The organism is Microcoleus sp. Pol12B3, assembly GCF_036701355.1.
GTDB lineage: Bacteria > Cyanobacteriota > Cyanobacteriia > Cyanobacteriales > Microcoleaceae > Microcoleus.
Genome location: NZ_JAUBQS010000002.1, coordinates 148399 through 172299, shown reverse-complemented (window position 1 = coordinate 172299; position 23901 = coordinate 148399). Strand labels below are relative to the sequence as shown.

The 23901-nt window shown below is 45.9% G+C and carries 21 protein-coding genes and 1 pseudogene; 9 read left to right on the top strand and 13 right to left on the bottom strand.

Features of this window, described 5'->3' with window-relative positions:
• Positions 1 to 295 precede the first annotated feature (295 nt).
• Positions 296 to 1108, bottom strand: coding sequence for an acyl-CoA desaturase (locus QUA53_RS01790; protein ID WP_333079314.1), 813 nt, complete (start codon positions 1106 to 1108; stop codon positions 296 to 298).
• A gap of 80 nt (positions 1109 to 1188) precedes the next feature.
• On the opposite strand from QUA53_RS01790, the gene QUA53_RS01785 reads away from it, so the two are divergent.
• Entirely contained in the window at positions 1189 to 2424 is a 1236-nt protein-coding gene (locus QUA53_RS01785; RefSeq protein WP_333094567.1) for a methionine gamma-lyase family protein, read from the top strand.
• Positions 2425 to 2633: 209 nt separating this feature from the next.
• Here the strand turns inward: QUA53_RS01785 and QUA53_RS01780 are convergent, their stop codons facing one another.
• Complete coding sequence (locus tag QUA53_RS01780; RefSeq protein ID WP_445304910.1) at positions 2634 to 3257, bottom strand: Vat family streptogramin A O-acetyltransferase; 624 nt, start codon at positions 3255 to 3257, stop codon at positions 2634 to 2636.
• Positions 3258 to 3497: 240 nt separating this feature from the next.
• Between QUA53_RS01780 and QUA53_RS01775 the strand changes: the two genes are divergently transcribed.
• The 4 genes and pseudogenes from QUA53_RS01775 to QUA53_RS01760 all read left to right on the top strand — a co-directional run bounded on the left by QUA53_RS01775 (position 3498) and on the right by QUA53_RS01760 (position 7357).
• Positions 3498 to 3959, top strand: a complete 462-nt coding sequence (locus QUA53_RS01775) for a GNAT family N-acetyltransferase (protein ID WP_333094565.1) — start codon at positions 3498 to 3500, stop codon at positions 3957 to 3959.
• Positions 3960 to 4008: 49 nt separating this feature from the next.
• Positions 4009 to 4380, top strand: a complete 372-nt coding sequence (locus tag QUA53_RS01770; RefSeq protein WP_333094563.1) for a DUF2237 domain-containing protein — start codon at positions 4009 to 4011, stop codon at positions 4378 to 4380.
• Between the two features lie 117 nt (positions 4381 to 4497).
• Positions 4498 to 4755 (top strand): annotated as a pseudogene (locus QUA53_RS01765) (ABC transporter ATP-binding protein); the annotation flags it as partial.
• Between the two features lie 409 nt (positions 4756 to 5164).
• Positions 5165 to 7357, top strand: coding sequence for an alkaline phosphatase D family protein (locus QUA53_RS01760; RefSeq protein WP_333094562.1), 2193 nt, complete (start codon positions 5165 to 5167; stop codon positions 7355 to 7357).
• A gap of 141 nt (positions 7358 to 7498) precedes the next feature.
• On the opposite strand, the gene QUA53_RS01755 is transcribed toward QUA53_RS01760, so the two are convergent.
• Both QUA53_RS01755 and QUA53_RS01750 read right to left on the bottom strand, forming a co-directional pair.
• Positions 7499 to 8509: a leucine-rich repeat domain-containing protein gene (locus QUA53_RS01755; RefSeq protein ID WP_333248639.1), complete on the bottom strand. Its 1011-nt coding sequence runs from the start codon at positions 8507 to 8509 to the stop codon at positions 7499 to 7501.
• A 93-nt stretch (positions 8510 to 8602) separates the two neighbouring features.
• Positions 8603 to 9802 carry a Coenzyme F420 hydrogenase/dehydrogenase, beta subunit C-terminal domain gene (locus QUA53_RS01750; RefSeq protein WP_333094559.1) on the bottom strand — a complete coding sequence of 400 codons (1200 nt, stop codon included), beginning with the start codon at positions 9800 to 9802 and terminating at the stop codon, positions 8603 to 8605.
• A 393-nt stretch (positions 9803 to 10195) separates the two neighbouring features.
• On the opposite strand from QUA53_RS01750, the gene QUA53_RS01745 reads away from it, so the two are divergent.
• The gene (locus QUA53_RS01745) at positions 10196 to 10756 is read left to right on the top strand and encodes a hypothetical protein (RefSeq protein ID WP_333094558.1); all 561 of its coding nucleotides are present in this window, start codon (positions 10196 to 10198) and stop codon (positions 10754 to 10756) included.
• A 159-nt stretch (positions 10757 to 10915) separates the two neighbouring features.
• Here the strand turns inward: QUA53_RS01745 and QUA53_RS01740 are convergent, their stop codons facing one another.
• From QUA53_RS01740 to psbZ, 6 genes are all read right to left on the bottom strand, one after another.
• Complete coding sequence (locus QUA53_RS01740; protein ID WP_333094557.1) at positions 10916 to 11176, bottom strand: hypothetical protein; 261 nt, start codon at positions 11174 to 11176, stop codon at positions 10916 to 10918.
• Positions 11177 to 11178: 2 nt separating this feature from the next.
• Entirely contained in the window at positions 11179 to 11364 is a 186-nt protein-coding gene (locus QUA53_RS01735; RefSeq protein ID WP_242725046.1) for a hypothetical protein, read from the bottom strand.
• Between the two features lie 90 nt (positions 11365 to 11454).
• Positions 11455 to 12939: a DEAD/DEAH box helicase gene (locus QUA53_RS01730; RefSeq protein WP_333094554.1), complete on the bottom strand. Its 1485-nt coding sequence runs from the start codon at positions 12937 to 12939 to the stop codon at positions 11455 to 11457.
• A 774-nt stretch (positions 12940 to 13713) separates the two neighbouring features.
• Positions 13714 to 15024 carry a 30S ribosomal protein S12 methylthiotransferase RimO gene (gene rimO / locus QUA53_RS01725; protein ID WP_333059616.1) on the bottom strand — a complete coding sequence of 437 codons (1311 nt, stop codon included), beginning with the start codon at positions 15022 to 15024 and terminating at the stop codon, positions 13714 to 13716.
• Positions 15025 to 15238: 214 nt separating this feature from the next.
• A complete protein-coding gene (gene ribH / locus QUA53_RS01720; RefSeq protein ID WP_333094553.1) occupies positions 15239 to 15829 on the bottom strand; it encodes a 6,7-dimethyl-8-ribityllumazine synthase in 591 nt (196 codons plus the stop codon).
• Positions 15830 to 16048: 219 nt separating this feature from the next.
• Positions 16049 to 16240 (bottom strand): photosystem II reaction center protein PsbZ, encoded by a 192-nt coding sequence (psbZ, locus tag QUA53_RS01715; RefSeq protein ID WP_190735314.1) that lies wholly within the window; start codon positions 16238 to 16240, stop codon positions 16049 to 16051.
• Between the two features lie 316 nt (positions 16241 to 16556).
• Here psbZ and QUA53_RS01710 point away from each other — a divergent pair, with 316 nt between their 5' ends.
• The gene (locus QUA53_RS01710; protein ID WP_333094552.1) at positions 16557 to 19487 is read left to right on the top strand and encodes a CBS domain-containing protein; all 2931 of its coding nucleotides are present in this window, start codon (positions 16557 to 16559) and stop codon (positions 19485 to 19487) included.
• Between the two features lie 138 nt (positions 19488 to 19625).
• Positions 19626 to 20081 (top strand): DUF2127 domain-containing protein, encoded by a 456-nt coding sequence (locus QUA53_RS01705; protein WP_333094551.1) that lies wholly within the window; start codon positions 19626 to 19628, stop codon positions 20079 to 20081.
• 758 nt (positions 20082 to 20839) lie between these two features.
• Here the strand turns inward: QUA53_RS01705 and QUA53_RS01700 are convergent.
• Positions 20840 to 21184 carry a DUF4870 domain-containing protein gene (locus QUA53_RS01700; RefSeq protein WP_333094550.1) on the bottom strand — a complete coding sequence of 115 codons (345 nt, stop codon included), beginning with the start codon at positions 21182 to 21184 and terminating at the stop codon, positions 20840 to 20842.
• A 99-nt stretch (positions 21185 to 21283) separates the two neighbouring features.
• Here QUA53_RS01700 and prfC point away from each other — a divergent pair, with 99 nt between their 5' ends.
• Positions 21284 to 22912: a peptide chain release factor 3 gene (prfC, locus tag QUA53_RS01695; protein WP_190735310.1), complete on the top strand. Its 1629-nt coding sequence runs from the start codon at positions 21284 to 21286 to the stop codon at positions 22910 to 22912.
• Positions 22913 to 22999: 87 nt separating this feature from the next.
• Here the strand turns inward: prfC and QUA53_RS01690 are convergent, their stop codons facing one another.
• Entirely contained in the window at positions 23000 to 23326 is a 327-nt protein-coding gene (locus tag QUA53_RS01690) for a type II toxin-antitoxin system RelE/ParE family toxin (RefSeq protein WP_333094549.1), read from the bottom strand.
• Positions 23323 to 23586: a prevent-host-death protein gene (locus QUA53_RS01685; protein WP_333085681.1), complete on the bottom strand. Its 264-nt coding sequence runs from the start codon at positions 23584 to 23586 to the stop codon at positions 23323 to 23325. The genes QUA53_RS01690 and QUA53_RS01685 overlap by 4 nt, the downstream gene beginning before the upstream one ends.
• Positions 23587 to 23901 lie beyond the last annotated feature (315 nt).

Below are 23901 nucleotides of genomic sequence, written 5' to 3'. Positions count from 1 at the left end.
ACTTTTTTTGCTGCACACTTGCCCAAACTAATAAAGAATCAATGATAGATTTGGGATTAGGATTGAAAAAGATTTACGGTTGTATTTTGAAAATAAAAAATTTGGCTGCCAAACAAAATTTTTTGTTCCCAATTATATTATAACTGATTCTGGTTTTGGTTGGGTCGATCGCACTAGAAGATGCGAGGTTACTTCAACCCAACCTGTATCCGATCGCAAAAAACAGGATTAGGCATTGGTCACTAGCCATTAGTCCAGAACTGATGACCTACAACCAATGACTAATTGCCGATCGCTATTTTTCTGCTAATTTCACTTTGGTTGCCAAACCCAGCGATTGCAGCAGTTGAATTGTCATCCAGGTGAAGTCGATTTCCCACCATTGAAGACCGTGGCGAGCTGAGTATTGAAAAGCGTGGTGGTTGTTGTGCCAGCCTTCGCCGTAGGTAAGCAGGGCAACCCACCAGCAGTTGGTCGAGCGATCGCCCGACTCGTAGGTGCGGTAGCCGAATTTGTGGGTAGCGCTGTTAACCAGCCAAGTGCAGTGGAACACCACCACAATCCGCATAAACACGCCCCAAACCACGAAAGACCAGCCGCCTAATAAATAAAGCAACACACCGAAGACAACTTGGATGGGGATAAAATATGCTTGGAGAAACTTGTATACTGGGTCGTCGCCGATGTCTTTAGTAAAGCGGGGGATTTCAACTCTGATCGGGAGATCCGAGAGCATCCAGCCCATGTGGCTCCACCAGAAGCCTTGATTGGAATCGTGGGGATCTGTTTCGGTGTCGGAATGTATGTGGTGTAACCGGTGCATTCCTACCCAGTCGATCGGGCCACCTTCACAGGAAAGCGTACCGCAAATAACTAGAAAATACTCTAGCCATTTCGGTGTTTGAAAACTGCGGTGGGTGACGAGGCGGTGATATCCGAGAGTAATTCCTAAACCACCTGTTACCCAATGCAGGAAGACTGCTAGCCCGACCGCAGACCAGCTAAAATTACCCGGCAGCAAAGCAAATAAAGCACCGATGTGCAGAAAGGCCATAAAGCCTACGACAGGCCAATCAGGAGAAGTTTTTTTGGAAGTTGCAATCGTCATGAATATATTATGTTTACAAACTAGGGGCCGCATCTACGCCATAATGAACAGCGCGCACGCAAAGGGTGAGCGAGGTATAGATGAATAGCGTTTCACGGCTACAGGAAGCAGAACAGGCACTCTTTCAGATTTTTTCTGGTATTGACACTACAGTCAAGCAAAATCTTCAACGAGTCTTAAAAGCTTTTCGCAGCCACCGGGTTGGAGTCCACCATTTTGCAGGGGTTACGGGTTACGGCCACGATGATTTGGGTCGGGAGACTTTGGACGGGGTGTTTGCCGAAGTGGTAGGGGCCCAGGCCGCGGCTGTCCGGGTACAGTTTGTTTCGGGTACTCACGCGATCGCCTGTGCTCTTTTTGGCATCCTGCGTCCTGGTGACGAAATGTTGGCAGTGGCTGGTTCTCCCTACGATACTTTAGAAGAAGTGATCGGCTTGCGGGGGCAAGGTCAAGGTTCACTGCTTGAGTTTGGCATTAGTTACCGTGAGTTGCCTCTAACTCGCGAAGGAAGTTTGGATTGGCAGGCATTGAGCTCTACTATTTCAGCAAAGACTCGCCTGGTTTTTATCCAGCGCTCTTGCGGCTATTCTTGGCGGTCGAGTTTGTCTATTTCTGAGATCGAAAAAATCGTCGCCATAGTCAAACATCAGAATCCTAACACAATTTGCTTTGTTGATAATTGTTACGGAGAGTTTGTTGATGATTGCGAACCTACTGCTGTGGGTGCTGATCTGATGGCTGGTTCTTTAATCAAAAATCCGGGCGGTACGATCGTCCCTGCTGGAGGTTACGTTGCTGGGAGGGCTGATTTAGTAGAGGCGGCAACTTGTCGCTTGACGGCGCCGGGAATTGGCAGCAGCGGCGGCGCAACTTTTGATTTGAATCGGTTGCTGTTTCAGGGTTTGTTTATGGCTCCCGGTTGTGTGGGGGAGGCGATGAAGGGCAATCATTTGACGGCTTATGTTTTTTATAAGTTGGGTTATCGAGTGAATCCTATGCCTTTGGCTAGAAGACGAGATGTGATTCAGGCGATCGAATTCGGTTCTGCTGATAAGTTAATTGCTTTTTGTAGGGCGGTTCAGCAAAATTCCCCCGTCGGTTCGTATTTAGATCCGGTGCCGGCTCCGATGCACGGGTATGAAAGCCAGTTGGTGATGGCTGGGGGTACTTTTATTGATGGGAGTACGTCGGAGTTTTCGGCTGACGGGCCTCTGCGGGAGCCTTACGTGGCTTTTTGTCAGGGCGGAACTCATTGGACTCATGTATCGATCGCTCTTGAGGATGCGATCGAGGCTGTGGGCCCAGCAGCTAAGTAAGTTGTAGGGACGGTGCGGTATGGGAGATCCCTGGGTTTGCATGGTGATTTTTGGGGATTTTTTGACCGCAGATGCAGGCAGATTGACGCTGATGAACGCAGATTAGAAGATGTATCCGGGGTCGGCTGCTGGGAGTGGGTTCGCCTTCGATCGCGCCGGAACCGGTACACAGGATCGGAGTTAAAATTAATATCGCTGTATTTGCGAGTTTACTCAGCATTTTTGAGTGATTGAATATCCCCTTGCATAATTATGCTGACATTGCGCGAAATCTTGTCTATTTCCCAATCCCACCACCTAATTTCTAATAGTTGTGCAACTTCAGCATTGCTGAAACGCTGTTTGATTGGATGGGCGGGGTTTCCACCCACAACGGTGTAAGGGGGAATGTCTTTTACTACAACGGATTTGGCAGCAATGACGGCACCATCGCCGATTTTTACTCCGGGCATAATCACGGATTCATAGCCGATCCAAACATCATTGCCAATGACGATATCGCCTTTACTTGGCAGTTCCATTAATAAATTCATCGCTGTTTCCCAACCATTCCCAAAAACCGGAAAAGGATAAGTTGAAATACCGTCTAGTTTATGATTCGCACCGTTCATAATGAATTTGACGTTGGTGGCGATCGCACAAAATTTGCCAATAATTAATCGGTCGTTTCCGTAATTATAAAGTACATTTATTTCAAAGTTTTCTGGTTCTATTGGATCGTCGTAATATGAGTAATCGCCGACGATAATGTTGGGGGATTTAATAAAGTTTTTGATGAAGCATACGCGCGGTTGATCCGCCATCGGATAAGGTCGGTTTGGATCGGGCCCCATTTCTGTCATAAGTTTCAAGTCTTATTCGTTAAGCTGCTGGATTGATGTACTGTTAATTCGAGTGAGGTTTGCTTCTGTTTCATTAACATATAGTAATATATTTTGTCAAGGGTAGGTGAAAAATTTTCGATCGCCCTGCAACAAATGAGACAAAATGGTAGAAGCCAACATCCATGCGTGTTGCGAAGCGGTTAAAAATCTCAAATTAATATTAAAGAAGCGATCGCAGTGAGATAATTTATGAGAGTACGAACCTACGAAATCGGTGATACCCAACAAATTGTAAAACTGTTTTACGACACCATACACGAAGTAAACATCCGCGATTACACACAAGCACAAGTAGATGCTTGGGCTCCAGCAGATATCGATATCCCAAGTTGGAGTAAAAGTTTAAGCAGTAAATTTACTTTCGTAGCAGAAGAGGGTGATACAATTGCAGGTTTTGGGGAATTAGAAGCAAGCGGCCATATCGATCGCTTTTACTGTCATCAAGATTTTCAAAGACAAGGAGTCGGTAGGTTAATTTTAAAACAAATTGAGTCAAAAGCCAAAGACTTAGGAATTAACAAGTTATTTACCGAAGCCAGCATTACAGCTCGACCTTTTTTTGAAACCCAGGGATTTATGGTGATTAGAAAACAAGAAGTAGAACGGAGAGGACAAAAATTCATCAACTTTGTCATGGAAAAAAATATATAAACAACGATTTGTGTAAAATTAGATCGAAGAGTTTTACTCAGGAGTTGCGATGGTGACGGAAGCTACAAATGTGCTGGGCGGAAAGTTAGAGACTTGCTGCACTTCGCCAATGACAGGATATTATCGGGACGGCAAATGCAATACAGGTGGTGGCGACTTTGGGGCTCACACTGTTTGTGCTCAACTGACAGAAGAGTTTTTGCAATTCACCAAGTCGAATGGAAATGATTTGAGCACTCCGGTTCCCGAATTTAACTTTCCCGGTTTGAAGCCTGGGGATTGCTGGTGTTTGTGCGCTTCTCGCTGGAAGGAAGCAATGGATGCGGGAGTTGCGCCGCCTGTGGTTTTGGCTGGGACTCACGCCTTGACTTTGGAATACGTTTCTTTGGATGAATTGAAGCAGCACGCTGCTGATTTGTAGGAGGATGTTGGTGTGCGATCGCTTTTAGTCAATAAGGGCGATCGTGCTTTTATGATGAACATCAAGTCAATAAATTTGAGATTGGAGATTTTAGAGCGATCGCCACTCAAATATTTAAGTGCGATCGCTCGTCATTTCGATGTTTTACTATTAGATGAACTTACGGCTTTACTCGATCCTGATTCTCAGTTAGATTTGGTGTCCGCGGTGCAGCGTTTGGTCAAAAATTGCGGGCTGATGGCTTTGTGGGTGACTCACGGTTTGGATGAGTTGAATTATTGCGATGGGGCTTTTTTGTTGGAGAAGTGTGAAGTGGTAGATGGGGGCGATGCACCAAGGTTAAAGCAGCGGTTGATGCAAATTCAGGAAGTTTAGCGGCTGAAGTTTGGCCAGAATTAGCGATCGCATTTCATCGGACGTGATATTAAAGGTAAAACAAGGATGACTAACGGGACTCAGACAAAAACTGAAGCCATTTTGGCTAAAACCCAGATAGAGAAATACTTTTACCTCGAATGGGTATTAATTTAGTTATACCAAGGGTTTCAGACATTTTTAGGTTATGGATTTCTTTTCATTTCCTAGAAGGGGTTTCAGATTTTAAAGGGCTGGAAAAGGTTTAAGTCCCACTAAAAAGCTTGCTGTGTAAGCCTTATTGCTTCTTCCTTGTTCCTTCTTTCTTTTACTTAACGATCGATCGCGATCGCGATACTGTATAATCCTGTGAAGGCTATTTTGAGCCGCCACAGTCATTATTAAACAACAACACTTCATATTTTCCCTTATGTTAGACGCTAAAACTCTATTTCAAGAAAGCTACTATCTGGCTAAAAACTTAGAGGTGGGCGCCGCTATTACCAAAGGGAACTTCCAAAACGGATTTGAACACTTTAGCAAATTTGGTCAATTTGAGGGCGGCAACCCTAGCGCCCTATTCGATACTAATTATTATCTCCTAAATAACCCTGATGTTGCCACCGCTGTCAACAGCAAAGCTACCACAGCAATACAACACTTCATTAATTTTGGAGAATCAGAAGGCCGCAATCCTAGCCCATTCTATAACAACAGCTATTATCTAGGGAAAAATCCCGATGTTGCTGCGGCTGTCGATCGCGATGAAATTACTGGTATTGGTCACTTCATCCAATTTGGTGAATCGGAAAACCGCAGTCCTAGCCCTTTATATAACGTTAGCTATTATCTGGCAAAAAACCCAGATATTACTGCTGCTGTTGAGCGCGACGAACTTACTGGCATTGAACACTTTATCAAGTTTGGCGCTGCTGAAGGGCGAGATGTCACCCCATTTATTAAGTCTGGTGACTCAACCTTGCCAAATGGTGTTGCTTCTGGAGATACCACCCAAACTTCAACTGTTTTGTGGACTCGCAGCACAGTTCTGGGTAATGTTGTCTTTGAATACTCCACCGATCCAAACTTCAGTAACAGTCTCGGCACTCTCACAGATACCGTCACCGATGTTACCGTACCCGTGAAAGCCGAACTGACGAATTTAAACCCTGGTACTCAATATTTTTATCGAGTGCGCGATGCCGCTGGCACTTCAGCAGTTGGGCAATTCCGCACTGCTGCTGAGTTGGGAAATCGCCAGGGTTTACGATTTGGGGTAGCAGGCGACTGGCAAGGTCAACTTACTCCTTTCCCGGCGATCGCAAATGCGCCGGAACGCAATCTCGATTTTTTTGTTCGCATCGGCGACTCCGCTTATGTAGACGATCTGTCGCCGGATTTGCCGGGAGTCAGACAACCTAAAACTTTTGAAGAGTTTAGCACCAAATATAACGAAGTCTACGGTCAACGTTATGGCCTCAATACCTGGGCTGATTTGCAGGCTTCTACCACAATCTATGCTAGCTGGGATGACCACGAACTCACGAATGATTTTGCCGGGGGTGCAACGCCTGCTGAGTCGCCGCAAAAAGAAGGAATTTTTGGGACGGGGGGAGGCTTTGTCAATGATACGCCTGTATTTGACACGGCTTTACAAGCATTTCAAGCCTACAATCCCGTGCGAAATGATTTTTATGGCAATACGGGCGACTCTCGCACTGCTAATGAGCAGAAACTTTATCGGTCTAATACCTTCGGCAGTGATGCAGCTACATTTGTTTTAGATTTGCGCTCTTTCCGAGATAATTCTTTGAAAAGTATCCCAGAAACTTCCGACCAAGCTACTGTTAATAAGTTTCTAAATGATGCCTTTGCGCCGAATCGGACGATGTTAGGGGGGGCGCAACTTCAAGACTTGAAAAATGACTTACTGAAAGCTCAACAAAATGGCATAACTTGGAAGTTTATTATGTCAAGCGATCCGATACAAAATTTTGGTATTGCGGTTGCAGGCGATCGCTGGGAAGGTTATGCTGCTGAACGAACAGATTTGCTGCGTTTCATCAAAGAAAATAACATCAAGAATGTGGTTTTTGCCACCGGAGATTTTCACGGCTATGTCGTGAATAATGTCACCTATCAAGAAGCAGCAGGTCAGCCGCAAATCCCTACGGATGTTATTGATGTAATGACCAGTCCTGTTGCTATTCAGTTGAACATCGGGCAAGGGCCGTTTGCCGCCCCCTTTGGCCCCGCAACAGTTGCTTTTACGCCCACCGCTTTGCTGCCACAATCGGAAAAAGATCGCTATAATGCATTGCCGACAAGGGAACAAAAAGATGCCTTTGTCCGCAATATTCTGGATACTCGGACAGCGCCGCTAGGATACGATCCAGTTGGTTTGGAAGGTTCTGGAATTGACGCTAGACTGATTCAGGGAGAGTATTTAGGAGTGCATACCTACGGCTGGAATGAGTTTGAAATTGCTCCTCAGAGTCAGCAGTTGCGGGTAATAACTTATGGTATTGAACCTTACACGCAGTCGCAACTTGATGCTAATCCCAGTGCGATTATTAATCGCAAGCCGTTTATTGTCAGTGAGTTTGTTGTTAATCCTAAGTGATCAAATAGACTTATTGCAAAAATATTCAGGCGATTGAAATCGCAGTAACAAAAACTAAGTCCGCCTACGCGGACTTTCAAATCATAATTAGGGTGATGTGTGTCATAATTTTTTACCTATAATTTTCGGAACAGTAAAGTTTTATGGTTGATTTGGTGGTTCCCACTTACAGATAGACTCTGGTTTGAGAGGGCAAGTTTTGGGAGCAATCGGATTTTCGCTGAGGTAGAGATCAGTCAGTTTAGTCAAAGATTCGAGCGGTTTGATGTCGCTGATTTGATTGTTAGCGAGGACGAGCCGAGTGAGGTTAGTCAAAGATTTCAAGGGTTGGATGTTCCTGATTTGATTGACAAGGAGGTCGAGCACCCTCAGGTTAGTCAAGGATTCTAGCGGTTTGATTTCGCTGATTTGATTGTAGCCGAGGACGAGAAAAGCCAGGTTAGTCAAGGATTCTAGCGGTTTAATGTCGCTGATTTTATTGTTGCTGAGGAAGAGCAAAGTCAGGTTAGTCAAGGATTCTAGCGGTTTAATGTCGCTGATTTTATTGTTGCTGAGGAAGAGCAAAGTCAGGTTAGTCAAAGATTCTAGCGGTTTAATGTCGCCCAGAAGATTGTTGCTGAGCCAGAGCGAAGTCAAGTTAGTCAAAGATTCTAGCGGTTTAATGTCGCTGATTTGATTGTTGTCGAGGAAGAGTACAGTTAAGTTAGTCAAGGATTGTAAGAGTTTGATGTCGCTGATTTGATTGCTGTCGAGGTTGAGATAAATCAGGTTAGTCAAGTATTGCAAAGGTTTGATGTCGCTGATGTTATTGTTGCGGAGGTCGAGGACAGTCAGGTTAGTCAAGGATTGTAAGGGTTTGAGGTCGCTGATTTCTTTGACCTTGAGGTCGAGTTGTGTGACCCTCGAAAGTTGCTGATTAGCCGCATCGCACTCAGTAGTCCCTGCTTCCTTCAACAGTAGCTCAATAGTATGGTTAGTTTCAGGACTCAAAGAATCTTTGTCGCGACACCAGTCAGCAAATGTTCTGTTTTCCACTCGCATTTCTGATGCTTTCGCCGACACTCCATTTCCAGAAAATGCTAGAAGCCCACAACAAGTAAGTGCGATCGACTTTGGTAAATTCATGTGTTTCTGTGCAAATATAAGTATCATAATCTTGTGCCTCTAATTTTCTGAACTGTATACAAAAAAACACGGCAATACCGTGTCCCTGCAAAATAGCTATTAAAAACTCTCCGAATTACCTCACTCAGGCAACTTATACTGCCCCACAATCCGCTTAGCATATTCCGGTACATGAGCCTCTAATTTCTCCGGGTAATTGCGCTTCACGTACAGATAATTGCGAGTGAAATGAGAATCAATCGAAAACCGAGCATATTCCAAACCCTTTGGCCCAATTCTCTCAATAAAAACTCCCATTAACTTCGCCGCCCACATCGGCAAAGTCACTCCTTTTTCGTAAGCCGGAATGCTTTGCTGAACGGCTTCTTTTCTGTTTCCCTTAGACATCACCGGCTGAGTATTTAACTGATCCGTTACCAAGTCTAACATCTCTTGCCCGGTGTCATTTCGCACCACAATCCACTGCCAGCCAAAAGGTGCGCCCATGTAGCCCACAACTAAATCTGCTAAAGAATTCACATAATCAAAACAGCTCAAGCAAGAAGGAGCAAAAACATCTTTCAATTCTTTAGTATTCAACCCGAAGAACGGCACTTTTTCTTCCGAACCATCTTCGTGTTTGAAGTGAACGTTAAAGTCTTGCATAAACTCGTAAGAAACCACCGTTTCGGGAGAACGGCTAGTCGTGTCTAGAAATTTCTGCAAGCCTGCACGGCTGACATTATCCACGCACGGAGTTCCCAAAACGTAGAGCTTCTCTAAACCGAGTTTTTTCTCAACTGTTCGCAAAGCTTGAATTTGACAGCCGACGCCAATTACTAACAGCCGCTTCATCCCCGATTTTTCGATTTGTTCTAATACTGAAAGATTGGGAGAGAGAGTTGGTTTGTTTACTTTGGCTGCGAGAATTTCTTCGCGATTTCTAGCAATTATCGGCATCGGTTTAAAGCGGTCTTCCTTAGTATTTTGGACGCAAACAACGCCTTCTACAATTCCTTTTTCGAGCATTTCAATCGCAATTGTGCTGACGATCCCCGTCCATTGAGCACCCTCGATCGGCTCTTTTTTTCGAGCCGCCATCATGTTTTGACTGACTCCGAAATACCAATCGTCCGGATTGTCGAGATTGCGCGATCGCCCGTGAATCTCTTCTTCTAATTCCGCTATGTGCTGTGTTAAGAAAGCACAAGATTCCTTGACATAATGAATGTAATATGTATCGCACAAACCGCACTCGCTGCAAAGTTCTTTAGCGGGGCGGCGGCTACCCGGTTTGAGGGCCTTGGATTTTTGGTGCTTAGTAGAATCTGTTGCGGTCATCTAAATTACTTATTTTATGCAGATATGGCTTTTGTTAGGATATCACAGCAATTTCCCTTGATTTACCTACTTTATTCTTTCTTTCAGTCCTCGCAGGCGGACGCAAGCTTGTGCGGGAGCAAATTCGGTGCGCCCGAAATTGGCGGTTTTCAAAGCTTAAAAAATATTAGTCAGGACTTACCTAGGTGGCGCTACAAACCCGGTTTCTTGCTGAATACGTCGCTGTTAAACCTAAGATTTATGGTAACCGGGTTTCTTTTTGTAGTTTTGGTAAAAAAAATGGGTTTCAGAGCATCGCCGTGCGTCCAGGAGTGTTTGTGTAAGTCCTATTAGTATCAATCCGGATCTAGCAGGCGATCGCGCGAATACATTGCCAAATAAAGCTATAAAAAAATGGTAAAAATATTTGTGACAACAGCCGTCGCTGGCATCATGATGAATCTCGCAATTTCGAGCTTAGGATTTGCTGCTTTAGTTCGTCCTATTCCTGCTATGAATCAAACTGTTGCGACTCTAGAAAGAATGCTCAGCGCGACACAAAAGCCGACGGCACTGAACTATTCGCGCCTGGGGATTGGCGGCGTTCGGTTGGGGATGCCTGTAGAAGAGGCAAAACGCAAGTTGGGAAAACCGCAGCGCGACGAAACTAAACCTGCTGGACTTGGCATTGGCGGCAAGATCCGCACGCTAACATACTCAGGATTGACGGTAGCAGCATGGGATGGCAAAGTTTATTTAGTTTCTACTACCAATCCCAAGTTTCTGACAATTGATGGTGTGAAGCTAGGAGATAACAGCCAAAAAGTCGTTAAAGCTTACGGTTACGGGTCGCAATCAGTGCGGGGTGAAGTGACTCGCTTGACTTACAGCAATGACCAAAAGGCTTCTAATTTGATTTTGGAAATTAAGGGCGATCGCGTGCAAAAAATTCTTGTGAACACGCAGCTAAACTGAAATATTAAACAACAGTGCAAAAGTCCCCCTTCACAAGTTTGTAGTAAGGACTTTATTCCTGATTTATGAGGTTTTTTAGCTCTTCGGTGAGTTGACTGGAGGGCTTTTTCCTGATGTGCGTGAAGCGAAGCTATCCCGTAGGGAATCGCCCGCGTCTCCTTAATCCTCTTCATCCTCATCCGACAATTTTGCCATTTCTTCAGCGACTAGCGTCTGAAAATCCTCACCGCAGTGAACGTTCAGATGAATTGCAGCACTGAGGAAGTCTGCTAGAATTTCAGCTTTTTGTCGATCGCTCAAATCAGGTAACTGAAGCTGATGGATTAAAGTAATCACATTTTGACACTCAGTACCCAATTCATCAATTAACGTTCTCAGTGTAGAATTAGTTACAGAAATTGTCCGATCTCTAACTTGCATCTTTATTTACCCAATCGTTTTAAAGCTTGCTGAATTCCTTTCTCAAAAGCTCGAATTTCACTTTCCCAATGCCGGATTAAGCCTTCATCGGGAAAATCCTTCTCATATTCCAGTCTAATCTTTTCTTCGTGTTCTGCAATCCGCTTGTTCAACGAACGAAGAGCTTTTTTGTGATTTTTATTCCCCATAGAGTGTTATACCCATAAAAAAAGTAGAGATGCGATCGATCGCATCTCTACAAAAATTCTAAATAAGGTGCACATTGTGCACCCTACCAATTAGCTGTTCTGGGGAACAGGAGCACTCGGTGCTCCAGAAAAAGTCGGCGCTACAGAATTACTTGGCGTAGGAGTCTTAGCGCGTTTCTTGATCAAGATTGGCTTGACGCTGTTTTCTGCACCAATCGGGGGATCTTCTTGTTGAGCGTAATCAGCGCCCATCCAAGCAGGACGGCTTTGATCGAAAGCCATTTGCAAAGCAGCAGCGGCGATCGCGTGGGAGTCGTACTCCTCGGATAACTGAGACACCAGAGGCAAGAAAGATGCCATCCGTTCGCCAGCCAAAGCTTCGCGAACTTTACCTTGCATCTTTTCCAACTGACGTGCTTCAATTTGCGCCCGTGTCGGAATGTTTCGCACCGTCAAGCTCGATCGCACGTGGCGTTCAATCAAGCGCAGTTTGCGGCGATCGACCGGTTGAATCAGCGTAATCGCCGTTCCTTCGCGACCAGCCCGGCCCGTGCGTCCGATCCGGTGAACGTAGCTTTCCACACTATCGGGCAAATCGTAGTTAATTACGTGAGTCAAATGATCCACGTCCAAACCCCGCGCCGCAATATCAGTCGCCACTACCCAGCGCACCTGACATTGGCGGAACCGATGCAACAAACGTTCCCGCTGTGCCTGATTCAAATTACCGTGATACTCGTCAACGCTGTGACCTGCTGCTTGAAGTTGGCTGGTGAGTTCTGCAGCCGACTGCCGAGTCCGCACAAAAATCAGTGCAGATTCCGGGTCTTCCATTTCTAAAATTGGCTGTAGGGCTCTTGCCTTCGACCAGCCGCGGGGAATCATGTACACGCCTTGGCTGATGCGCTTTGGCGTTGCTTTTGGCTGTTCTACGGTGACGTTGACTGGGTTACGCAAATGCCGCGCCACCAATTTGCGAATGGAAGCTTCCATCGTCGCCGAGAAAAATGCCGTTTGACGTTCTTTTGGTGCAGCATCCAAGATTTTTTCCACATCTTGGATAAAGCCCATGCTCAGCATTTCGTCAGCTTCATCCAAAACCAGCCACTTTACCTTGTCGAGTTTCAGGCTGCCACGGCTGAGCATATCCAATATGCGTCCGGGTGTACCGACAACGACGTGAACGCCGCGCTTCAAACGCTGCATTTGACGCTCGATCGATTGACCGCCGTACACTGTCAGAACTTGCAGAGAGCGACCCACTTTTACCGGGCCGTCGCTGCTGATGCCGCTCAAATCACGGATGGCTTCAGTTACTTGCATCGCCAATTCGCGAGTCGGCGTCAGCACCAGTGCTTGCACCGCAGTTACATCTAAATCAATCCGCTCCAAGATGGGCAACGAGAATGCTGCCGTTTTGCCTGTCCCTGTTTGGGCTTGACCCACAACGTCGCGACCTGCTAGCAAGTGCGGAATTGCTTGTACTTGGATGGGAGTAGGTTCTGTAAAGCCTAGTGTTTCCAGATGGAGAACGAGTTCTTCCGAAAGACCTAAGCCTTCAAACAATAAATTCATTAATGCTCCTAATAACGAGTCTTAGCCTTCTAAGTTGCCCAACTCGGATGCGGATTTCTGCTCTAGGGCAGGAACTCATAAGAGTTCTTTATGGTGCTGCGCCTGCGCGCACCTTCTTAAATAGCAATCGAGTATAGGGCAGCTCCGTCGATGGTGACTAAATTTACCAATTCGACAGCCGTCTTTGATTTTGTGACATCACCGATACCAACCGCCAGGGGTCGGGTTATAGGCTTCCAACATTCTTAAAACAGGACATTGGACTTCCTTTGAGGTACTTGCAAGCTTTCCCTCTTAGGCATTTTATAGTGAGGATCATGACCAGCCCCACTTCACTACATAGTAGTAACAGGTTGTTTGGTTCAGGCGCTATCCCGCAATCCGTCGCCTGCGGGATTGAGCGGGGGATGGGGCGACCGTTACCGCCTATCCATCTCAACACTCTTTCGGGATACCGTTGTGGTGTAGGGCGGACGGCGAAGCAATCTCAAATTATCCCCGCTTATTTCTGGCTTGTTATCATCATAACTCTTTACATTCAGAAACAAAACATTAAATTCGTTAAAATTTTCCGATGTTCTGTAGAGATTACCGCACCCCGACGGGGAGGGTCGATTGCCAGATAGGGGCTAAAAAAGTTTAGAACCCCTTTGCTACATATCTTTGCACAATTGTGTACTAACCGTTACTTTTGTTGCACAATCCGCTAATCATTTTTGGCTCGTGTCCGGTTTTTGTTCGCCGCACCGTCTCAGGCAACAGTTACAGCAATACTTACACTTGACCGTAGAGGTCGTAGACATCTGCACCAGTAATTTTCACAGATACGATCGATCCCAGCCGCGCTTCTCCTGTCACATAGACGAGTCCATCTACTTCTGGGGAAAACCGAGCGGATCTACCAATCAACTCGCCTGTCTCTGGTTGTTCTTGTTCTATCAGGACATCAACTACCTGACCGACAGACTCTTGATTCTTCTTCAATGATATAGGTTGTTGTGCCGCCATTACCGAATTGCGCCGCATTTCCATTATTTCTGCTGGTATTTGCTGGGGCAAGCTGAAGGCTGGGGTTCCTTCTTCTGGCGAAAATACGAAAACTCCTACGTGATCGAATTCGTGGCGTTTGACAAATTCCAGCAAGTGTGCTGCGTGTTCATCGGTTTCGCCGGGGAAGCCGACAATAAAAGTTGTCCGCATCACCGCGCCGGGAAGTGCTGCTTTGAGCCGATCGACTATAGCATCATTAATCCCGGCTTGAAAAGGTCGATTCATCGCCCGCAGAATTTCCGGGTGCGAGTGTTGCAGGGGTAAATCCAAATACGGCAAAACGTTGGGCGTTTCGCGGATGGCTGCGACAACTTGCGGAGTCAAACCTGTAGGATAGGCGTAGTGCATCCGAATCCAAGGTACATCTACTTCACCCAAAGCACGCAGTAGTTCGGCTAGTTTCGGTTCGCCATAAATATCTTTGCCGTAGTTGGTGGTAATTTGAGAAATTAAGATAATTTCCTTTACCCCTTCGGATGCTAATTGCTTAGCTTCCGCGACAATAGATTCGATCGTCCGCGACCTTTGATTTCCGCGCAAGTGCGGGATAATGCAAAATGCACAGCGATAGTCGCAGCCTTCTGCTATTCGCAGATAAGCGACACCTTCCGATGTCGTGCGGTAGCGGGGAGTAGTTTCGTCAGCGATGTAAGTAGGTTCTGAAGAGACGAGGGAAACTCGATCGCCCTTTTCCACCTGCTGCATAACATTGACGATTTTATGATAGTCGCCAGTGCCGACAATTGCGACTGCTTCTGGCAATTCGTCCAGCAATTCCTGCTGAAAATGCTGTGCCATGCAGCCGGTGATAACTACTTTTTTATTAGCTTCTGCCAATTCTACCAAGGTGCGGACCGACTCTTCTCGCGCAGCTTGGATAAAACTACAAGTATTGACTACAACATAATCGGCTAATTCTTCATTAGAATCGACTTGATAGCCCGCTTGAGCCAGCAAGCCAATCATGTGTTCGGTATCGATGCGATTTTTTTCGCAGCCGAGGTGAGTAAATGCGATCGTTGGCTTCGTTGCCATGCAGTAATAGTTAGTGTTGCGCTATTTCTAAGAACATTTTATGATATCACACTCATTGCCTATTGGCAAGGTAATGGTCTAATTTGTGGCTCGGCGGCGACCAGTGGAATTTTTACCTTGGGGGCGGGCATAATCACCACCCCACAATTGTCTTAATATTTTTCCCGATGCAAATCTTGATGTTTTTTGAGCTTAAAAATACTGCTATCCGAACTTACGAGGGGATTTGATCGGACGAGACATCGGGGGCGATCGCCAGATTTGCTTCGCCCGAAAGCACTTGAGCAGCAGATCCACTAGCTAAGTGACCGTAAGAGTGTGTTCCCAAACCCTTAACTTGGCGCATCAAAGTGCCCATTTCCAAAGCACTCATCGCATAATTCCAGCCCAAATTGCTTTTAATTCCAGCCCTTTCCAAAGCTTGCTGCATCGTGTCAGTCGTCACCACCCCAAAAATCACCGGCACCCCTGTCTGAAAAGCAGCAGCAGCAATTCCCTTAGCAACCTCACCAGCCACAAAATCGAAATGAGGAGTTTGGCCCCGAATTACCGCACCCAGACAAATTACCGCATCGTAGCGGTGAGAAAGAGCAGCTTGGCGCGCCACCAAAGGAATCTCAAAACTTCCCGGAACCCAAAAAAAGTCCACTTGAGAGCCATGAGGATTAATATCAACCCCGTGGCGTTTCAAACAATCTTGACATCCCTCCAAAAGTTTGTTAACCACCAAATCGTTAAAACGACCGATGACAATCGCAAATCGCAAAGATTCGGTGTGAGTAAAAGTTCCCTCGAAAACAGTCATAATGCTCTACTTTAGATTTTAGGTTTTAGATTTTAGTTTTTTTTTGTGAGAAGGCAAAAGTCAGAAAGCAGCAGCATCTCATCTGAATCTCAAGTGCAAAAACATACAGGATCGCGCGGTCTGGAAAATTCCTAGCTTCTGCCGAATGCCTTTCAATCACTGGTGAATGCCTTCATCCTTCTATCTTTTACCTTCTTTATTCGATAGACTTGGGTGAAATTAAACGACTAAAAAGTTCAATACACCCACTGCAATAACCAGCAAAAACCACAGACCCGATCCGACATAAATCAGGGATTTAGACTGATTCCAGTTTTGGGGAGAGGCATAAGCAACTGGCACGCCAACGACCATCACAAAAGACAGCAGTACCAGACCCAGTAAAACCACTTGAAACAGAATTGATAACATCTTTTCTCCTTTCGATATAACCGTGCGTTGATCGGAAATAGTTTCCCAGAACCGAAAAAAATCTTCCAAATTCTAGTTTTTGACAGTTTCCCGATAATTGATCGGGAGATTGTCGGTTGATTGATACGAAAGAACCCAGGCAAATTCGGGCGTTGCGCGAACAGGCATCAGCGGCTCTTAAGATTTTTATCAATTTTATCATTGTTCGTTACAGCACAGAAAACTGGAAAGGTTAACTTAAAGCCCGATCGACACATCCGGTTTCAGAGGGCGAGAAATTGCTACTGTTTGAGTTAGAGATGCGGGATTTTCGGCTATGGACTTAGTTTTGTGCCACACAACAGCAGATTTTGACGCCTTGGGAGCGGCGGTGGGACTTTGCGTGCTGCGCCCCGGTAGCAGGATCGTATTGACGGGCGGATGTCACCCGACAGTGCGGGATTTTTTGGCGCTACACCGCGACGAGTACCCACTGATTGAACGTCGATCGGTCAATCCGCAACAAATTCGATCGATTACTATAGTTGATGCCTCCGGGCGCGATCGTTTGGGAAAAGCCGCCGAGTGGCTGGATTTGCCACAAGTAAGGGAAATTGCTATTTTCGACCACCACCTAGAGGCGCATTCAGACATCCCCGCTACTGTTACGCAGATCGAAGCAGTCGGAGCCAGCACAACATTGATTGTCGAAAAGCTCAAAAATCAAGCAGAAAACAGCGACATACCCTTCCGCCTTCTGCCTTCGGAAGCAACAGTAATGGCCCTCGGCATCCACGTCGATACAGGTTCCCTTACCTTTGAGGGTGCAACTGCGCGAGATGCAATAGCTTTGGCTTGGTTGATGGAACAGGGAGCGAGTTTGGGGGTAATAGCTGAATATGTAGAACCCGGTTTGTCTCCTCAATTGCAAGATTTGCTTAGAGAAGCGCTGAATAATTTGCGATCGGAAACTTTGCACGGTTACAGCGTAGCCTGGGTGCTGCTATCTACTGAAGCTTACGTTCCCGGACTTTCTTCTCTGGCTTCTCGCTTGCTCGATTTAACTGAAACCGATGCTCTGCTGTTAGGTAATGTTTATAAATTTAGCGAAAACGAAAACAACCGCAACATCGCTCCCGAATCGCCAGTTTCCAATCGATTAACTATTATCGGTCGATCGCGCATCGAAGGAACAAACCTCAGCGAATTGTTCAAACCCTTCGGCGGCGGAGGCCACGCCCGCGCTGCTTCCCTCGCCACCCGCGATGTTGACCCCCTGCTGACTTTAAATCAGTTAGCTGACGAACTCAAAACTCAAATTCCCCACCCTCCGACAGCGCGCGAGTTAATGTCGTCTCCAGTGCGGAGTATTCGCCCGGAAACATCGGTGGGGGAAGCTCACCGTATCCTCCTACGTTACGGACATTCGGGGCTTTCTGTGGTGGATGCGGACGATCGACTCGCCGGCATTATCTCGCGCCGCGACATTGACATTGCCCTGCACCACGGTTTCAGTCACGCCCCCGTCAAGGGTTACATGAGTCCGCAGTTAAAAACGATCGCCCCGGATACCTTGCTGCCGGAAATTGAATCTTTAATGGTGACATACGATATCGGGCGCTTGCCAGTATTGGAAAACGGTCAACTCGTGGGAATTGTTACCCGGACTGACGTGTTGCGGGAATTGCACCAGCAAAAAGCGCGAGACAGGGGAAGCAATGCAGAATTGTCTTATTGTGCCGTGCCCGAATCGGTTGAGCAGTTGTTGCGATCGCGCATCAGTCCCGAATTATGGCAATTATTGTCGATCGCCGCCAATATTGCCCAAAACCGCGGCTGGCAACTTTATATTGTGGGTGGAGCAGTCCGGGATTTACTCTTAGCCACGGATGACACACTGGCGCTAACAGATATTGATTTGGTTGTGGATGGAAAGTGCGGTTCCGACGATTCCGGTGCTGGTGTCGAGTTAGCTTCATCGCTGCAAAAACTTTACCCCGAATCGCGTTTGGACGTTCACGGTCAATTTCAAACCGCCGCGCTTTTGTGGCACAAAGACTCTGCTTTCGGCTCGCTGTGGGTGGATATCGCTACGGCTCGCACTGAATTTTATCCTTATCCGGCTGCAAATCCTGAAGTTGAAGCGAGTTCAATTCGCCAAGATTTGTACCGCAGGGATTTTACAATTAATGCGCTGGCTGTGCGGTTGGGTGTTCCTCGCAGTGGCGAATTGTTAGATTTTTTTTGCGGTTTGCTGGATTTGGAATCGAAGCAAATTCGAGTTTTGCACGCCAATAGTTTTATCGAAGATCCCACGCGAATTTATCGCGCTGTGCGGTTTGCGGTGCGGTTGGGATTTGAAATTGAGCCGCAGACAGAAGGATACATCCGCAATGCTTTGGCCAGCGGGATTTATTACCGAATTCAGGGGGAAAACGGCCGAGCTCCGGCTTTGGAAACTCGGCTCAAAAGCGAATTAAAATACATTTTGCAAGCTCCTTACTGGAAAGTTGCTTTGCAAATGCTGGGAGATTTGCAGGCTTTGCGCTGCATTCATCCTAGTTTGGAGTTGGATCGGGAGTTGTGGCGACAACTGCGTTTGCTCGATCGGTGTTTGCAAGGAAGAAGGAAGGAAGGTTCGGCAACGGATTATGTAACGGATGTAACGGATGTAAAGGAGGTCAGGAAGAAGGAGGAGGGAAGAGGGAAAAAGGAAGAAGGAAGAGGGAAGAAGGAACAAACTATCCCCAATTCCCAATTCCCAATTCCCGATGCCCAATTCCCGATGCCCAATTCCCCATTTCCTATTATCAATATTCCTGATTGGCAGATGCGGCTGGAAGTTTTGATAGCTTATTTAGCACCGGAATATCGCGGCAAGGTGGCTGCAAATCTTCAGTTACCTGCTGACAGCATTAAGCGGCTGGAAGTTTTGGAAGCCGGAAAGAATCAGTTAGCAGAGAATTTGCCTAAGTGCGAGTTGCCGAGTCAATTGGTGCTGCTGTTGAGAAATTATGAGTTGCCGGTGTTAATTGCGATCGCCCTACAAAGTCCGCGAAGTGCACGCCGTCAAATTTGGGAATATCTCACCAAGTGGGCGAATGTTGAGCCGCCTTTAAATGGCAACGATTTGAAGGCTTTGGGTTATAAGCCGGGACCTGGGTTTAAACGAATGTTGGATGATTTGCTGGCGGCGAAGTTGGATGGCGATTTGGGCGATCGGGCTGCTGCTATCTCTTTCTTAGCACAACGTTATCCTCAAACTTAGTAAGGTGCGTCAGCAGCGCGTTATTTTTGATATAATAGACTAGCTAATTGCTGACGCACTCTACTAAAATTTAATTTTTAAATCCTAAACAGCCTAACCAGGCGATCGCACATTATTGATATTTTTTCTAGAATTAAGGTGAAGAAACATCACGCTCCTGCTTTAATCGCAATTGTCTTTTACAAAACATTTGTGGCTTCGCTCTTGACAGTAACTTCGATTGCTTTGCTTTTCGCCTTAAAAAATCATCAAGCTTTAGAAGAATTTTCGCAATCTTATTTGTTAGAAAGCAAACTGAAAATTATTGAATTCATCTTAGACAAACTTCTAATTGTTAACCCCAAAAACTTACTAATTAGCGGACTCATCGCAGCACTTTATGCAGTTTTAACTGCTGTTGAAGCCGTTGGTTTGTGGTACGAAAAAGACTGGGCAACAATCTTAGTTTTAGTGCTTGTAAGCATCAGTATACCCCCTGAAATATATGAATTAGTTCACGGGGTCACGGTACTTAAGTTAGCGGTATTTATCACAAATGTAGGCATCTTATGGTATTTGCTCCACCACTGGCCGAAGCATGGTAAAGGAGCTTAAAATTTTGATTATTCAGAGGAAACTCACTTGATTTTATAAATGTCAGCATTTTCCATTTTAATTTCATAAAACGGCTGTTCAGTCAAATAAAAACCTCAATCTTTACAAAAATTTTGTGATTGTAAAGATTCGATAAAGCTACGAGGGGTTATACCCCCTATGAGTTATACTAACATATATATAGATGCACCCTGATGGCTTTCCCGTTCCACAAGAGCGGGATTTTTATTGGAAAAATATTGTATTAAGTTTTAAGACTCCTGGTGGAGATAGAATTGGTGGACAATTTCAATAAAACCATCGCCAGATGCAAAAATAGCACAGCTAAAGCAAAAACGATGGTTCGGAGCGATCTAATATCCGCCCTAACTCTGCGAAATAACCCAAAGGCGGTAGCATAGTTTGGGAAACGGCATCAAGGGAAGATCGACTTAGCGTACACAACAGCGCGGCAACAGGGCGAAGACACCATAATTAATAGTTGATTGTGCTTTAATTTTTGAATTTTTATGGATTAAGAACATTTCACTCATAATGTTAGGTTAATTTTCAGCAATCCCCAACTGGATGATGCTGAGTTTCACAAACTTTTAATTTTTTTTACTGAGTATTGTTTCCGATAATCAACCCTCTTTCTCACTTAAACAGTGTATTTGCCAGTTGGGAGTAACGAATGTGAGTTATAAAACAATTAAAAACCCGGTTTCTTTAAGAAGAAATCGGGTTATTGAAATCGATGGTGAAGCGCAATTTGCTGTCTAAACTATTCGGAAAATAAAAGGGTAGCGGTAAGGTTGGTTAGGATTTTGCAAAACGCTGAGGATAGCCATTATTGTCAGTCCCCAGTGCAGCAGATAACCTAGGGGCACTAGGATAAAGCCAGCAAGACCGAAAGTGACGACAGTTAACGCCACAATTACGGCGCTGTACACCCATACATTAAGGTGAAAATTGATCGCTTCTGTAGCGTTTTCTTTGACAACGGGGTCATCTGATACTAACAATACAGCGATCGGCGCTCCGATCGAGAACAGTAACGTACTAAAAAAAATCGCCCCGTGGCACACCAGTGATAGCAGCTTTCGCTTGTCAGAGTCGTACATATTACTTTTCCTTGACTTTATTGATAATTTTACCTTTAATAGCAACTGTAGCACAGGCTATAATGGCGATCGGGTGATGATTCCCCTACCTAATTTGTAATGACAACAGAACTCGAAACTGAACTGCTAACTGCTGTTGAGCGCCGGCGCAACTTTGCTATTATCTCGCACCCTGACGCGGGTAAAACTACTTTGACAGAAAAGCTGCTGCTGTACGGAGGTGCAATTCACGAAGCAGGTTCTGTGAAAGCGCGGCGGGCCCAGCGACACGCTACCTCTGACTGGATGGCGATGGAACAGCAGCGGGGAATTTCTATTACTTCTACTGTTTTGCAGTTTGAGTATAAAAAATATCACATTAATCTGCTCGATACTCCGGGACACCAAGATTTTAGCGAAGATACTTATCGAACTCTGGCGGCGGCTGACAATGCGGTGATGCTTGAGGATGCTGCTAAGGGTTTGGAACCGCAAACTCGGAAGTTATTTGAAGTTTGTAAGCTGCGAAGTCTGCCTATTTTTACTTTCTTTAATAAGCTCGATCGCCCTAGCAGAGAACCCTTGGATTTGTTGGACGAAATTGAGAAGGAATTGGGGTTGCAGACTTATCCGGTAAATTGGCCCATAGGTACGGGCGATCGCTTTAAAGGTGTTTTCGATCGCAGGGCGCGCAAAATTCACTTATTCGAGCGGGCTAAACACGGTTCTCGTGCTGCTGTTGATACCGTCATCGAATTGGGCGATCCGCGCATTGAAGATTTGTTGGAACAAGACCTTTACTATCAGCTCAAAGAAGAGTTAGAACTGCTGGATGAGTTGGGAACTGAACTCGATTTAGATTTAGTTCGGGCTGGAAAAATGACGCCTGTTTTCTTTGGCAGCGCTATGAGCAATTTTGGGGTCGAACTGTTTTTAGATGCGTTTTTAGATTACGCTATGAAGCCGATCGCCCGCAAGAGCAGCGCCGGAGACTTGCCGCCAACTTATGAAGACTTTACCGGGTTTGTGTTTAAATTGCAAGCGAATATGGACCCGAGACACCGCGATCGGGTGGCCTTTATTCGGGTTTGTACGGGCAAGTTTGAAAAGGACATGAACGTGACTCACGCTCGCAGTGGTAAAACGGTGCGTTTGTCAAGGCCTCAAAAGTTATTTGCTCAGGATCGCGAGTCGATCGAGGTTGCGTATCCGGGGGATGTGATCGGTTTGAACAATCCGGGGGTATTTGCGATCGGCGATACTATTTACACCGGTCAAAAACTGGAATATGAAGGGATTCCCTGTTTTTCTCCCGAACTTTTTGCTTTTTTGAGAAATCCCAATCCTTCTAAGTTTAAGCAGTTCCGCAAAGGCGTTTCGGAGTTGCAGGAAGAAGGCGCTGTGCAAATTATGTATTCGGTTGATGAGTCGAAACGCGAGCCAATTTTGGCGGCTGTCGGACAGTTGCAATTTGAAGTTGTGCAGTTCAGAATGCAGTCGGAATATAATGTGGAAACGACGATCGATATGTTGCCTTACAGTGTAGCTCGTTGGGTTGACGGCGGTTGGGAGGCGCTGGAAAAAGTTGGGCGGCTGTTTAATACGGTGACGGTAAAAGATACTTGGGGAAGGCCGGTTTTGCTGTTTAGAAATGAGTGGAATTGCCGCCAGGTGGAAGGGGAGCATCCTGTGTTGAAGTTAAATGCGATCGCCCCTGTGGTTTCTGGTTTAGCTGTTAGCGAGGAGTGAGATTACCGCAGGCAAAGGACACAACACTGTTGTGTCCATACAAAAGATATTTATTCGGCTTAAATACGCCGATATAAGAAGTTACAGTCACGGCTCTAACAGTTTTTCTAAGATGGTGTAAATGTCTTTTTTGTCACCATCTTTACGTCTCCCTAATCCCACGACAACAACTAGAACTCGATCTTGTTCGACTTGATAAACTATACGATAGCGCTGTCCAACAGCTCGGATGCTGCGAAATCCTGATAGGTTATCTACAAGGGCTTTGCCTTGCTTTTGTGGTTCAAATTTTAGTTGCTCAATGCGATCGCGCAATTTTTCCTGTTCTCGTCGATCTTTGACTGCCTCCAACATTTCCAGTGCCAGTGGCGTAAGCTGGATCTCATATTCGATCGCATTTTCTTCGTGATTCATAGTCCCAATTTTGCTTTGGCATTTTCCCAGGAAATAGTTTCCCCTTGGCGTGCTTGGGTGATGCTTTGGCGCAATTTGGTAACGAATTCTGTATCGGTGAGAATATCTAAGGTTTCTAACAGTTCAGTCAAATGCGTGTAGCTGATTGCAGCCATAACGGGAACGCCATCTTGAGTGATGATGATAGGCTCATTGATAAGTTCTTGGGGTAGGTTTGGAAGCTGCTGCTGTGCTTGGGCAATGGTGAGTCGTTTGGACATGGTTGTACTAAAGCAACATTACTTTTAATTTAGCATTTCGGCCCAACTAACTGGTTTCCAGCCGCTGACGCTGGTAACGAGTAAATCCAAAATCTAAGATCCAAAATCTAAAATCTAAAATCGGTTGACGGCGGCCCCCCTCTGCGGCTACGCTTTGAAGTGAGAGGTTGCTTGCTTGTAGAGGAGGCAGCCCGCGTCACCCAAAAATCTAGTTGCACTGCCCAAAGCTGCGCTAACAGCAATGGACAGCTAACCGCCAAACTGGTACAAGCAGTCTGGAGGCTAACGGAGTATCTTAACATCCTCTGTAGCCGC